The sequence below is a fragment of the Methylomicrobium agile genome, assembly GCF_000733855.1.
Taxonomy (GTDB): domain Bacteria; phylum Pseudomonadota; class Gammaproteobacteria; order Methylococcales; family Methylomonadaceae; genus Methylomicrobium; species Methylomicrobium agile.
Window position 1 is genome coordinate 339,477 of record NZ_JPOJ01000001.1, and the last position, 13,082, is coordinate 352,558.

The window sequence follows — 13,082 nt, forward strand, 5'->3', positions numbered from 1 at the left end:
GCATGATCGAATCGTTAAGCTACGCTTCCGAAAAATCGGGCATGCCGCCCGGCTCGCTCGTGCATGTCGGCGAAGTGCACGATCACATCCGGAGCATTACGGTAATCAATTACAACGCCTCGCTACTTGAAATACGCACACTCGCCGCAACGGACGAGATCCCGCAGTACGACACGCCCGAAACGGTCACCTGGATCATCGTGAACGGCCTGCAGGATGTCTCGGTCGTCGAGACAATCGGCCGGCATTTCAATATTCATCCTCTGGTGCTCGAAGACATTCTGAATACGCACCAGCGGCCCAAATTCGAGGAATTCGAGCATTATTTGTATATCGTACTCAAGGCGATCGCGCTGCAGAACGGCGATGCCTCGGTCGAGTACGAGCAGATCAGCCTGCTGCTGTTGAACAATATCGTCTTCACCTTCAAGGAAAAGTCCGACACGATCCTGGACCCGATCATCAACCGGCTGAACGTACCGCAAAGCCACATACGCACCCAGAAAGGCGACTATCTGGCTTACGTAATCATGGATACGGTCATCGACGAATACTTCGCGCTGCAGGATGCTTTCGACGAACTGATCGAAACGGTCGAAGACGAGCTCCTGACCAATCCGACCCACTGCACCCTGGCGACGATTCAAAAAATCAAACGCGAATTGATTTATCTGCGCCGATCGATCTCCCCGCTCCGGGAACTGCTGACGGCGATTCACCGCAGCGAATCGCCGCTCTTGCACGAACGTACCCAACATTATTTCACCGATGTCTACGATCATGCGCTCCGGATCATCGAGGCGCTGGAATCCTACCGCGACCTGATTTCCGGAATGCTCGATATCTACCTGTCCAGCATCAGCAACAAAATGAACGAGACGATGAAAGTGCTCACCGTGTTCGCGACGCTGTTCATTCCGTTGACTTTCATCGCCGGCGTGTACGGAATGAATTTCGAATACATGCCCGAACTGAAATGGAAATGGGGCTATCCGGTATTGTGGGCGGTGTTTATCGCCATCTCGGGCGTACTGCTGCTATTCTTCAAGAAACGCAAATGGCTTTGAGTTCCGCCTCGATCCTTTCCTGATCCCAGCCCAGAACCGGCGCAATCGTTTCCGCAATCCGCCTGACCTCTTTCGGCGCCAGTTTCGCCAGAATCAGCAGAGGCAGCCTGCGCCGGAGCAGATCTTCGAGACGCACGACCATTTCGGTGCGTGCGCAGACCAGCAAATCGGCAACGATAAAAGGCGCGTCCGCAACGATCCGCGCCGCCGAGCCGGGCCGTTTCCCGCACTGGTCGAAGATTTCCGGGACGCGGCTGCCGTACCGGAACAGCAGCCAGTCGGCGCTTTCGCGGTCGATGCCCAGTGCAACGGCGCGCCGGATCATCGCTGCGGACCAAGCCGGAAAATCCCCCTCTGGCGCCCAGGGCAGCGGCTTGCCGAAAGTCGCGCAGCGTACCGGTTTACCCAAGTCACCGCAAAGCCGGTCGACGATCTCTGCCGCGTCGCTTCTGGCCGACGTCAATTTGCCGCCGATCGAGGTCAACAGCCCGTTCGGCGCCGCCTGCAGTTCCCAGTCGCGGCTGACCGCCGACGGGGAGGACGCATCGCTTGCCTTCAGGACCCGCAGTCCCGCGAAAGCGCCGATGATGTCGTCTTTCGCCCAATGCGTATTGCGAGCGAAATGGTTCACTTCGTTCAACAGGTAATCGATGTCCTCCGCTTCGACTTTTACGGCGTCGACATCGCCCGCATAGTCGGTATCGGTCGTGCCGACCAGCGTCCGTCCGTACCAGGGAATCATGAAGAATACCCGGCCGTCGGCCTTTGCGGTCAGCAATAAGGCCTCATTGCCCAACAGGTTCGGCAGCACCAGATGCACGCCCTTGCTCAGGCGGTAGTTTTGCCGGCCTTGCTGCAGCCGGAAGGCCCATTGCCCGGCCGTATTCACGAAGTGCCGCGCCTGCACGGCCATGCTTTCGCCTGTCGTCCGGTCGGTCACGACCGTGGCGGAAAGTTTGCCGTCCCGCTCCAGAAAATCGCCCGCTTCGCAGTAATTGACACAGACCGCGCCGGCGCTTTGCGCACCGGCCACCAACTCCAGCACCAGCCGCGCATCGTCGGTCTGGGCGTCGAGATAGGTAAATCCGGCTTTCAAACCGTCGGCGCGCAAAAACGGAAAGCGCCCGGAAAACCTGCGTCCGCCGTAATAACGAAAACCCTGGCCCCCGCCGATCGCGCCGGCCAACCCGTCATACAGCGTCAGGCCGACCGCCAACCGAAAGCGGTCCAGCCGGCCGCCCCGGTAAACCGGCACGCCGAAACGCAACGGCCGCACCCGATGCGGCGCCGCGGCCAGCAGCATCTGCCGTTCGGCCAGCGTTTTGCGCACCAGCTTGAAATCGAAATTTTCGAGATAGCGAAGGCCGCCGTGCACCAGCTTACTCGAAGCGCTGGACGTCGCGTTCGCCCAGTCGCCCCGGTCGATCAAGACGACTTTCAAGCCGCGCAGGGCCGCATCATACGCGGTCCAGGCGCCGTAAATGCCGCCGCCGCAAACCAATACATCGAATATCGGCCCGTTCAATCGGGAAAAATCGCGCGTCATCATCCGATTCATTGCCTCAGCCGCCGTAAATACCTCATCATTGATACCGTGCATTGTCCACGAAAAACACGAAAGGCACGAAAGATTTCATAGCTTGATCCATTCAACCGTCGCTTTCGGATAGCGGCTCAAGCCGATCGGCAAACCAGGCGCTCTCGGATATTCCCTGCGCTCTTGATAGACCGGCTCAAAAAAGCAGCCATACATTTTCCGCCCCTAAGCACGACACTCTTTCGCGCCTTTCGCGCCTTTCGCGCCTTTCGCGCCTTTCGCGCCTTTCGCGCCTTTCGCGCCTTTCGCGCCTTTCGCGCCTTTCGCGCCTTTCGCGCCTTTCGCGCCTTTCGCGCCTTTCGCGCCTTTCGTGTTTTTCGTGTTTTTCGTGTTTTTCGTGTTTTCGTGTTTTTCGTGTTTTTCGTGTTTTTCGTGTTTTTCGTGTTTTTCGTGTTTTTCGTGGATTTGATCATAACACATCAGGCGCGGGCGCAAACCCAGACATCGACGCGTTCGACCCCTTGCCGCTTGAGCAGCAAAGCCATCTCCTGCACGGTGGAACCGGTCGTCATTACGTCGTCGAGAATCGCCACATGCCGGTAATGAACCGGCACAATCAGTTCAAACGCACTTTTGATGTTTCTCTGCCGCTGTTTGGAAGTCAGGCCGGCCTGATGCGGGGTAGCGCGCCGCCGCCGGCAACTGTAGAGATCGAGCGGAGTCCCGGTTTCGGAAGCGATCAGCCGGGCGATCTCGATCGCTTGATTGAATCCGCGCTTTCGGTAGCGCGCCCTGTGCAAAGGCACCGGCATGATGCAATCGGGCATCAACGCATGCCGGCCGACATGCTCGGCCAGCAGCTGCCCGAGCAAACGCGCATGGGCATGGCGGGAACCGAATTTCAGGCCGGTGATCAGATGGCGCATGCCTTCCTGGTACAGAAAAGGCGCATACACCTGATCGAACGCAGGCGGGCGGGCAACGCAGCGCCCGCAAAGCCGGTCCGCATCGGCCGCTGCCAGCGGATTTGCGCAGCGCGGGCAACAGCAGGCATTGACCGGCAATTGCTCCCGGCACGGCAAGCAAAGATCACGCCCCGTCTGCCCCGCACTCCCGCACAGGACACAGGTTGGCGGAAACAGCAGTTGCTGTATAATATCGAGCCAGTTGTTCACCCTTTTTAGAGAATTGAGTGGATCGGTTTTCAATTCAGCCCTACCCGGAGATTTTTCGCATGACCGCCCTTCCTGCCTCCAGTGCCCTCGAAGCCGCCGCACCGGTCCGCCATGACTGGCAACTCGACGAAGTACGCGCGCTGTTCGCATTGCCCTTCAACGATCTGATCTTCAAGGCGCAATGCGCGCACCGGGCCTACTTCGACCCGAACGAAGTGCAGGTCAGCAGCCTGTTGAGCATCAAGACCGGCTCGTGCTCCGAAGATTGCGGCTACTGCCCGCAAAGCGCCCGTTACGATACCGGCCTGAAGCCGGAGGCGTTGATGCCGGTCGATGCGGTCCTGAAAGCCGCGGAACGGGCCAAGGCGGAAGGCGCGAGCCGCTTCTGCATGGGCGCCGCCTGGCGCAGGCCGAAGGACAAGGATATCGAGAGAGTAGTCGAAATGGTGCAGGGCGTCAAAGCGCTGGGCATGGAGACCTGTGTTACGCTGGGCATGCTGACCGACGAACAGACCGCGCGCCTGAAGGAAGGCGGCCTCGATTACTACAATCACAACCTGGATACGTCCGAAGAGTATTATTCCGAGGTGATCACCACCCGCACCTACCAAGACCGCCTCGACACGCTCGCGCGTGTCCGCGACGCCGGCATTAATGTCTGCTGCGGCGGCATCGTCGGGATGGGCGAAAGCGACGACGACCGCGCCAAACTGCTGATCGAGCTGGCGAACATGCCGTCGCACCCTGAAAGCGTGCCGATCAACATGCTGGTGCAGGTCGAAGGCACGCCGCTGATGGGCACCGAAGCGCTGGATCCGTTCGTCTTCATCCGGACGATCGCGGTCGCGCGGATCATGATACCGAAATCGCGCGTGCGCCTGTCGGCGGGCCGCACCGAAATGAATGACGAAATGCAAGCGTTGTGCTTTCTGGCCGGCGCCAATTCGATCTTCTACGGCGACAAGCTCCTGACCACCGACAACCCGATGACGAACCGCGACAAGGCATTGTTCGAACGGCTCGGCGTGCATATGGGCGGTTCCAACTACGCGCATCAATAACGGCCATCGCCCCGAGGGTTCAAAGGTAAGTTGGGTTACAACCCAACACATTTGAGGACTCATGCAGGGTTAACGACAACCCGAGTAAGGCGGAACGCGATAGCGGTTCCGCCGGTGATAATTGCCAGTTGGCGGATCGCCTGACGGCATCCGCCCTACGCTTGCCAACAATATTTCCGAATGAACGCCTTCGAGACCGATGTCGAACATACGCTCGCAGCGATAGCCGCACAAAGCTTATTCCGCAGACGGCATATCGTTGCCTCACCGCAAGGCGTGCATCTGACGGCCGACGGCCGCGAACTGGTCAATTTTTGCAGCAACGATTATCTGGGCCTCGCGAATCATCCCGAGGTGACCGGCGCCTTCAAAAACGCCGCCGACCGCTACGGCGTCGGCAGCGGCTCGGCGCATCTGGTCTGCGGCCATAGCATGGCCCATCACGCGCTCGAAGAGGAACTGGCCGAGTTTACCGGCCGCGAACGGGCCTTGCTGTTCTCGACCGGTTACATGGCAAACCTCGGCGCGATTGCCGCGCTGACCGGCCGCGGCGATACGGTGTTCGAAGACCGCCTGAACCATGCTTCGCTGATCGACGGCGGCCTGTTGTCGGGCGCGCGCTTCAAGCGCTACCGCCATGCCGGCCCCGAACACCTGAAAAGCGCAATGTCTGGCGCCGGCGGCAAAAAACTGATCGTGACCGACGGCGTCTTCAGCATGGACGGCGACCTGGCGCCGCTGCCGGCCCTCGCCGAACTCGCGCAAGAAACCGGCGCCTGGCTGCTGGTCGACGATGCGCACGGCCTCGGGGTGCTCGGCGAACGGGGCGGCGGCGTGCTCGAACATTTCGGACTGAATCAAACCGACGTACCGGTGCTGGTCGGCACGCTGGGCAAGGCGTTCGGCACCTTCGGCGCCTTCGTGGCCGGCTCCGACGCCCTCATCGAACTGTTGATCCAGAAAGCGCGCACCTACATCTATACCACCGCGCTGCCGCCCGCGGTCGCGGAAGCGACACGCGCGAGCCTGCGGCTTGCCCATGCCGAAACCTGGCGGCGCGACAAGCTGAAAATCCTGACCGAGCGCTTCCGGCACGGCGCCGCACAGATCGGCCTCGAACCGATGCCGTCTCCCTCGCCGATCCAGCCGATCCTGATCGGCGACAGCCGGAAAGCCGCTGCGCTCAGCGAAGCACTGCTCGCAACGGGTTTTTTGATCGGCGCGATCCGGCCGCCGACCGTACCGCAAGGCAGCGCGCGGCTCAGAGTCACGCTTTCCGCGGCCCATGAGGAAGCGCAGGTCGACAGGCTGCTGGATGCACTGGACCGACTCAAGGCTAAAAACGATACGGATACGGCGCCGTGAACGGCATTGAACTTCCTAAATGACACACATCCATACAGAAACCTACGGCCACGGCAAACCGATCGTGATGGTGCACGGCTGGGGCATGCATTCGGGCATCTGGCGGCCCTTCGCCAAGGCGCTGGCCGGGCATTACCGCGTCACCTGCGTCGATCTGCCGGGACACGGACGCAGCGGCAGGATTTCCGCATTCGATCTGGAGCATCTCGCTCCAGCCCTGCTGGCCGCGGTCGGCGATGAGCCGGCCTGCTGGCTGGGCTGGTCGCTCGGCGCAACGGTCGCGCTCGATATCGCCTCCCGCTTCCCGGACCGCACCGACCGTCTGCTTCTGCTGGCCGGCAATCCCCGCTTCGTCCGCACTCATGATGGCACCGACGATCCCGACCATTGGCCCGGTGTCTCACTTCGCGTGCTCGAGGCTTTTTCCGGCCAGTTGACCGCCGATGCCCAGCAAACCCTGCTGCGCTTTCTGGCCCTGCAGGTGCATGGATTGCCCGAAACGAAAGCGTTGTTGAAGATCTTGAAAGCGGCCGTTTTCGAATGCGCTCCGCCCGACAATGCCTCGCTGCTGCAGGGATTGCAAGTGCTGAAAGAGGCCGACTTGCGCCTGGCCGTGGCCGCCTTCGACCGCCCCGTCGCGGCGATTCTGGGCGGGCGGGACACCCTGGTGCCGCACGCGGTCGGCGCGCATCTCCAGCGCCTGCAGCCGAAGTTGCAATTACATCGGCTGGAGAAGGCCGGGCATGTGCCCTTCCTGACTCATCAGCAACAGCTGCTGGCGATCATTGCCGGCTTTATGGAGTCCCAATGAACGCGGCCCTGCTCGACAAGCCCCGCATCCGGCAATCGTTCGGCGCCGCTTCCCGGACTTACGACCGGGCTGCCGCATTGCAGCGCCGGAGCGCGTCCGACCTGATGCGGCCGATCGAGGAAGCGGGCATCCGCGGCACCGTGCTCGATCTCGGCTGCGGTACCGGCAATCTGACCGGGCTGTTGTTAGCCGTTCCCATTCCGCCCAAGACCGTGATTGCACTGGACATCGCCCCGGCCATGCTCGATGCCGCGCGCGCCAAGCTAGGCCGGCCTCTTAACGCGGATTCGACGGTTACTTACATCTGCGCCGACGCCGAACGCCTGCCGTTCGCGGACGCGTGTCTGGACGGCGTCTATTCGAATCTGGCGCTACAGTGGTGCGACCGGTTGGACCGGGTGCTGACCGACCTGAAACGGATCATGAAACCCGGCAGCCCGTTGATCTTCTCGACGTTCGGCCCGCAAACCCTGAAGGAACTCAAGCGCGCCTGGGCTAAAGTCGACGATTTGCCGCATGTGAACGACTTTCATACCCGACAGGAATTGCTCGGTCTCCTGCAAACAACGGGTTTCAGCGCATGCCGGATACGGCAATTCGTTCATACGCCCCGCTATGCGAACGTGGCCGACCTGATGCGCGAACTCAAAGCGATCGGCGCCCATAATGCCCATCTCGCCAGGCCGAAAAACCTAACCGGCAAAGCGCGGATGCAGGCGATGTATGGCGCTTACGAGCGTCACCGGGTCGAAGGCTCGCTTCCGGCTACTTTCGAAATCCTGCAAGTTTCCGCGCGTGCCTGACATGCTCCGGCAAGGCTATTTCATTACCGGCACCGACACCAACGCCGGCAAAACCTGGACGACGCTGGCGCTCATGCAGGCCTTCAAACACCGGGGAAAAAGGGTCGCGGGCATGAAACCGGTCGCCTCGGGCTGCCGATTTCGGGGCGGAAAATTGACAAACGAAGACGCGCTGCTGCTGCAGGCCCATGCCAGCGTCTCCCTCGACTACGACCTGATCAATCCCTACGCCTACGAACTGCCGATTTCACCGCATCTGGCCGGCAAGAACAACCCGGTCGATTTCGCTGTGGTAAAATCCCGCCTCGAACAATTGCAGGCGCGAGCCGACGTCGTTCTGGTCGAAGGCGCCGGCGGCTGGTATGCGCCGGTCAATGCGCACCAGGACATCAGCGACCTTGCCCTGACCTTGGGCCTTCCGGTGATCCTGTCAGCCGGAATCAAACTCGGCTGCATCAATCACGCGAAACTGACCGCCGAAGCGATCGCGCTGAAAGGACTCAGGCTGGCCGGCTGGATCGCGGTGTGCAACGATCCCGACATGCGCTGCGCGGAAGCCAATATCGCCACCCTCAGGGAGACACTGGCTGCGCCTCTGCTGGGGACGCTCCCCTATCTGCCGAGTGCCGGTTTAAACGACCTGGGCCGTTTCCTGGCTACGGATCGGCTCTGAGGCCCTCAAACCCGCCAGTGCGGCGGATTGGTCCTTTCGAATCCGGGCAATGCCTCGATCCGCCGACACCACGCCTTCAGCGCCGGAAAATGCGCATCGGCCCGGCACAGCCTGCCGCTGACCGCCTCGGTGTTTTCGCGCCGGGCGGCGATCAGCAGGAGCTGAACGACCGGATAAACCGCCACGTCCGCCGCGGAAAGCCGGTTGCCGGCCAGATAATCGTTTCGCTCCAGCAGCACTTCGAGCCGGTCCAGCTCCTGCTCGACCTGTCGGCGGGACGCGATTGCTTCGTCCGTTTTTTCCGGCAACTCTCCGGAAATGATCGTGCCCGCGAACGCGGTCATATGCGGTTCCAGATAATAAACGCATTCCATGATCAGCCGCCAGATCAGCCCGCGTTCCTCGGGAGCGTTCCCGAACAGGGCCGGCTCCGGCCGTATCGCATCCAGATAAGCGAGAATCGCGATCGATTCGTACAGCGTGAATCCGCCGTCTCTCAGCGCGGGAACCTGTCCCCGGGGATTGATGGCCAGGAACTCGTCCGACTTGAGATCCTCACCGGCAAAATGCAATTGCCGGCTCCGGTAAGGGATTCCTGTGATTTCGAGCGCCAGTTGGACCCGCCAGGAATACGGGCTGCCGCGGCCCCAAAAAATTTCGATCATGCTGTCGATGCTCCGGTGAGTTGTCCGGCGAAAACAGCGCCCGATGCCCTGCCCGTTTTTAATCCGCCATGCGGGAGTTTTCAGACGGGCCGGAAATACGATAGGATGCAGTGCATTTTTCCAGCTACCGCAAAATGTAATATTCGACCCCCATGAAAAAACAAATCATCCATATCTCTTTGCATCGGACGGGCAAAATCGTCGCGCTTGTATCCGCCGCCGTCAGTATCCTCTTTTTTATCGCACTGTTGCTCGTGGGGGTGATTTCGCATCCGGAAATCCTCGGCCGCTTTAATGCAATATGGCTTCGCTTGCTGATCGCCACCTTGATGATCCCGCTGATCAGCGGTTTGTTCGGCTATCTTTTCACAGTGATCGGTTGCTTTTTATATAACCGGATCGCCAAACGAACCGGCGGGATCGAATTCACCGTTACCGAAAGCGGCGATTTCTGACTCCCTGCGTCTTCAATCCGGCGCCGGTTTTACCCACCCATATCCCTCCCGATAACCGGGATATAAAAAACGGTACCCCAGCGCCTTCAAGCGGGCGTTATTGCAGCGCTTGTTCATCGGCGCATCGGCGCCGGTCTCTTTGACGGCCGGAAGAGGACACTGCTGGCGTTCGGCCAGCCAGGAGACGACCTCCCACAGCGGCGCCGGATCGTCGTCGCTGGCCAGATAACAGGCATCCAATGTCCTGCCCGCCAGACGCTGTTCGAAGAGAAAGGCCAGCACGCCGGCACAGTCGTCCCGGTGAATCCGGTTCGTATAGTAAAGCGGCGTTCGCTGAATCGCCGGCCGGCTCGCCGCCAGCCTGACCAGATATTCGCGTCCCGGCCCGTAAATGCCGGAAAAGCGCGCGACGATGTTGCCGGGATGCGCCGCCAGCACCCGTTTTTCCGCTTCCCGGATCAGCCGGGCGTTCGGATTGCCCGGTTCGGCCGGGGACATTTCATCGACCCATTCGCCATGCGACTGCCCGTAAACACTGGTCGAGGACACGAAGATCCAGGGAATGCCGGGAAATTTTTCCAACACATTCCGCAAGCCGCTTTCATATACCGCGCGGTAACTGGATTCGTTCCGGCCGTCGGCCGAGACGCTGTAGAACAGTTGATCGAAATCGGTTTCCAGGCCGGCGAGCGAATCCGCATCGGAAATGTCCGCCTTCAGATAACGAATCCCCTCCCCGACACCGGGCGGCTGCCGTTTTAAACCGGTCACCCGATGCCCCTCGGCGATCAACCGCTTTCCCAGCCGAGTACCGACATCGCCGCAGCCGACGATCAAAATGTTGGCCATCGTTACAGTCCGTTGATCAGCCGCAGTTCCTGCGGATAAGGCGACATGTAGTAAGAATCGTCGATATAGGGATCCGGCGCCTTCCGGAAATGATGCTTGAGCAAGGTCAAGGGCACGATCAGCGGAATTTCGCCGCGCCGGTAGCGTTCGATCACCTCCGCCATTTCGGCCTTGTCGTCTGAGTCGAGCTCCGTTTTCAAATAGCCCTGGATATGCTGCAGCACATTCACGTGCCGGCCGCGGGTCGGCACGGGTCTCAGCAATTTCATCAGCCCGGCGATATACCGCCCGGCCGTTTCGGCCAGATTCTCTTCGGTCAAACCGGCCAGCATCCGCCCGAGTTCGCGGTAATCGCCGTGACTCATGACGATCAGTTTGTGGCGGGCATGGAAGCGGGTCAGGCTTTGGGCGGTAATGCCTTCGGCGACCAGTTGCTTCCAGCGGTAATAGACATAAACGCGCTGGACGAAATTCTCGCGCAGCCCCGGATCGCCGAGCCTGCCCTCCTCCTCGACCGGCAGCAGCGGATTCGCCTTCATCATCGCCTCCGCATAGATCCCGACCCCTTCCTTGCGCGGCTGCCCGCCGCGATAGACCTTGACGCGCTCCATTCCGCAGCTCGGCGAGTCCTTTTTCAAAATGTAGCCGCACAGGCCGGCATGCCGGTCCTTGAGCCCTTCCGCATACGCCCGCAGGCGCTCGGTCACGTCGCGTTCGGAGTCTTTGACGCCGACGCAGCGTACCTGTCCGTCGACATTGACCAGGTGCAGCGTCGGCCGCGGGACGCCCAGGCCGATCTCGACCTCCGGGCAAAACGGATGGAATTCGAAATATTGGCCGAGCGTACCGGTAATATAAAAATCGTGCTTGTGGCCGCCGTCGAAACGGACTTCCTGGCCGAGCAGACAGCTGCTGATGCCGATCGGAATTTTGTCCATATTTTTCAAATACCGCGAACGCGAAGGTAAACGCCGTAAGCGAGCAGGAACAGCGCCAGCCAGCCGGCCACCAGCCAGCCGATCACGCCGTCGTAATAGCCGACCAGAAAGCCGTATTCGGCATTGTGATGCGTATCGAACAGGGTCTTGCCCATCTTGATCTGCCAGACCCAGGCCGAATGGCAGCCGATGCAAAGCCCCAGATTCGCGGACGAACGCGTTCGCAGGATGCCCAAAAAAATGCCGACCGCAAACAAAGCCAGCCAGTCCGGAAAATTGTACGCGTTAAACAGATTCCCGAACGCTTCGGCGAGCAGCCGGAAACCGCTCGACCAATCCGCCTGTTCCCCTGGAATCGTCGAATGGCTGTGCAGAAAGTGCAGCGAGGCATAATAGAGCGCGCTGACCGCGATCGCCGCGAACAGCGGCATTTTCCTGCCCAGCGACGCGATCAGCAAACCGCGGAACAGCGACTCTTCGATCAACGAAATCAGCAGCGACAATAACAGGATCAAACCCATCTTCCGGGCGATCAGCAGGGCAGTCCACTCTTTCGCCCGGTCGAGGCTCTGGATGCCCAGAAGATACTCGGCCGACAGCACCGGCAGCAGTATCAGGAGGCCGAGCGCGAAGCCCTGCGGAATCTGCTTGAGCCACAGGTTCCCGGAGGCGAAGCCCAGGTCGCTCCGACCGATCTTCAGCCGGGCCATCGCCGGAAAGATGCTCAGCACCAGGAAAACCAGCGTGGTTTTCGAAATGACTTTGGACAGGGTAAAACGGTCGCCGACGGCCTGAACCAGGAAATAACCGAGCAGGCAGGCCAGCAGCGAAACGGCCAGCAAGACCGCCAGCGGAACCAGCGCATAATAAATGCGCTTCAGCATGCTTTCGGGCCGCTCCGAAAATCGCCCCACAGCATCTGCACCGCGGACAAGGCTGCCAGCGAGGCGGTTTCGGTGCGCAAAATCCGCCCGCCGAGCCGAACCGGCACGAAACCGGCTGCTTTCGCGGCTTCCCGCTCGTGATCGGCAAAGCCGCCTTCAGGGCCGGTCAGCAGCGTCACTCGATCATCTTCCGGCTGCAAATCGGCCAGGGTAATCTCGGCATAAGGGTCGAGAAACAGTTTCAAACCTTGCTGTTCGGATACCCATTGATGGAGCGGAGTGATCGGCGCCAGTTCCGGCAGGATGCTCCGTCCGCATTGTTCGGCCGCATGCCGCACGATACGCTGCCAATGGGTAAAGCGCTGGACGCGCTTGTCGCCTTTCAACTGTACCAGGCAGCGCTCGGTTTCGATCGGGGTAATCCGGTTCACGCCGAGCTCGACGGCTTTTTGCACGGACAAATCCATCCGATCGCCGCGCGCCATGCCGAGCCCGAGGCACACCGCCAGCGGAGACTCGACATCTCGGCTCTGCCGCTGTTCGATCGCGACGGCCACCCGGTTCCGGCTGACTTCGAGCAATACCGACGGATAATCCGCTCCCGAGCCGTCGAACAATACGATTTTGTCGTCTTTGGCCAGCCGCAGCACGGTCCTGACATAGTGCGCGCTGTCATCGTCAAGCTCGATGTGCTGACCACAGTTCAACGGTTGGGAAACATAGAGTCGGGAAATTCGCATCGCGATGAAGGGAAGTTTGGCAATATGAAATTCGACGGGGGACAGCGCCGAAGATTCAG

General features: G+C 60.5%; 15 protein-coding genes. 7 read left to right on the forward strand and 8 right to left on the reverse strand.

Going from position 1 to position 13,082, the window contains the following annotated elements:
* Window positions 1-2: 2 nt before the first annotated feature.
* Window positions 3-1,067: a magnesium/cobalt transporter CorA gene (corA, locus tag CC94_RS0101570; protein WP_031429575.1), complete on the forward strand. Its 1,065-nt coding sequence runs from the start codon at window positions 3-5 to the stop codon at window positions 1,065-1,067.
* On the opposite strand, the gene CC94_RS0101575 is transcribed toward corA, so the two are convergent.
* From CC94_RS0101575 to CC94_RS0101585, 3 genes are all read right to left on the reverse strand, one after another.
* Entirely contained in the window at window positions 1,045-2,616 is a 1,572-nt protein-coding gene (locus CC94_RS0101575) for a glycerol-3-phosphate dehydrogenase/oxidase (protein ID WP_245619689.1), read from the reverse strand. The genes corA and CC94_RS0101575 overlap by 23 nt on opposite strands.
* A gap of 213 nt (window positions 2,617-2,829) precedes the next feature.
* A complete protein-coding gene (locus tag CC94_RS0101580; RefSeq protein WP_084675410.1) occupies window positions 2,830-3,084 on the reverse strand; it encodes a hypothetical protein in 255 nt (84 codons plus the stop codon).
* Window positions 3,084-3,779: a ComF family protein gene (locus tag CC94_RS0101585; protein ID WP_031429579.1), complete on the reverse strand. Its 696-nt coding sequence runs from the start codon at window positions 3,777-3,779 to the stop codon at window positions 3,084-3,086. Before CC94_RS0101585 ends, CC94_RS0101580 begins: the two co-directional genes overlap by 1 nt.
* A 59-nt stretch (window positions 3,780-3,838) precedes the next feature.
* Between CC94_RS0101585 and bioB the strand changes: the two genes are divergently transcribed.
* The 5 genes from bioB (at window position 3,839) to bioD (ending at window position 8,492) form a co-directional block, all read left to right on the forward strand.
* A complete protein-coding gene (bioB, locus tag CC94_RS0101590; protein WP_031429581.1) occupies window positions 3,839-4,840 on the forward strand; it encodes a biotin synthase BioB in 1,002 nt (333 codons plus the stop codon).
* 180 nt (window positions 4,841-5,020) lie between these two features.
* Complete coding sequence (gene bioF, locus CC94_RS0101595) at window positions 5,021-6,205, forward strand: 8-amino-7-oxononanoate synthase (RefSeq protein WP_031429583.1); 1,185 nt, start codon at window positions 5,021-5,023, stop codon at window positions 6,203-6,205.
* Between the two features lie 19 nt (window positions 6,206-6,224).
* Window positions 6,225-7,016 (forward strand): pimeloyl-ACP methyl ester esterase BioH, encoded by a 792-nt coding sequence (gene bioH / locus CC94_RS0101600; protein ID WP_031429585.1) that lies wholly within the window; start codon window positions 6,225-6,227, stop codon window positions 7,014-7,016.
* A complete protein-coding gene (bioC, locus tag CC94_RS0101605) occupies window positions 7,013-7,819 on the forward strand; it encodes a malonyl-ACP O-methyltransferase BioC (RefSeq protein WP_005373362.1) in 807 nt (268 codons plus the stop codon). The genes bioH and bioC overlap by 4 nt, the downstream gene beginning before the upstream one ends.
* 1 nt (window position 7,820) lies before the next feature.
* Window positions 7,821-8,492, forward strand: a complete 672-nt coding sequence (gene bioD / locus CC94_RS0101610; RefSeq protein ID WP_031429587.1) for a dethiobiotin synthase — start codon at window positions 7,821-7,823, stop codon at window positions 8,490-8,492.
* A gap of 5 nt (window positions 8,493-8,497) precedes the next feature.
* On the opposite strand, the gene CC94_RS0101615 is transcribed toward bioD, so the two are convergent.
* On the reverse strand, window positions 8,498-9,157 hold the full coding sequence (locus tag CC94_RS0101615; RefSeq protein WP_031429589.1) for a glutathione S-transferase family protein: 660 nt from the start codon (window positions 9,155-9,157) through the stop codon (window positions 8,498-8,500).
* 152 nt (window positions 9,158-9,309) lie between these two features.
* On the opposite strand from CC94_RS0101615, the gene CC94_RS0101620 reads away from it, so the two are divergent.
* The gene (locus CC94_RS0101620; RefSeq protein ID WP_031429591.1) at window positions 9,310-9,612 is read left to right on the forward strand and encodes a hypothetical protein; all 303 of its coding nucleotides are present in this window, start codon (window positions 9,310-9,312) and stop codon (window positions 9,610-9,612) included.
* Window positions 9,613-9,624: 12 nt separating this feature from the next.
* Here CC94_RS0101620 and CC94_RS0101625 read toward each other — a convergent pair whose 3' ends face one another.
* Genes CC94_RS0101625 through CC94_RS0101640 form a run of 4 tightly spaced genes read right to left on the reverse strand, consistent with a single transcriptional unit; the run spans window position 9,625 to window position 13,023 of the window.
* The gene (locus CC94_RS0101625) at window positions 9,625-10,461 is read right to left on the reverse strand and encodes an SDR family oxidoreductase (protein WP_031429593.1); all 837 of its coding nucleotides are present in this window, start codon (window positions 10,459-10,461) and stop codon (window positions 9,625-9,627) included.
* 2 nt (window positions 10,462-10,463) lie between these two features.
* A complete protein-coding gene (locus tag CC94_RS0101630) occupies window positions 10,464-11,399 on the reverse strand; it encodes a YbgA family protein (RefSeq protein ID WP_031429595.1) in 936 nt (311 codons plus the stop codon).
* A gap of 5 nt (window positions 11,400-11,404) precedes the next feature.
* A complete protein-coding gene (locus CC94_RS0101635) occupies window positions 11,405-12,283 on the reverse strand; it encodes a CPBP family glutamic-type intramembrane protease (protein ID WP_031429597.1) in 879 nt (292 codons plus the stop codon).
* Window positions 12,277-13,023: a 16S rRNA (uracil(1498)-N(3))-methyltransferase gene (locus CC94_RS0101640; protein WP_031429599.1), complete on the reverse strand. Its 747-nt coding sequence runs from the start codon at window positions 13,021-13,023 to the stop codon at window positions 12,277-12,279. Before CC94_RS0101640 ends, CC94_RS0101635 begins: the two co-directional genes overlap by 7 nt.
* Window positions 13,024-13,082 lie beyond the last annotated feature (59 nt).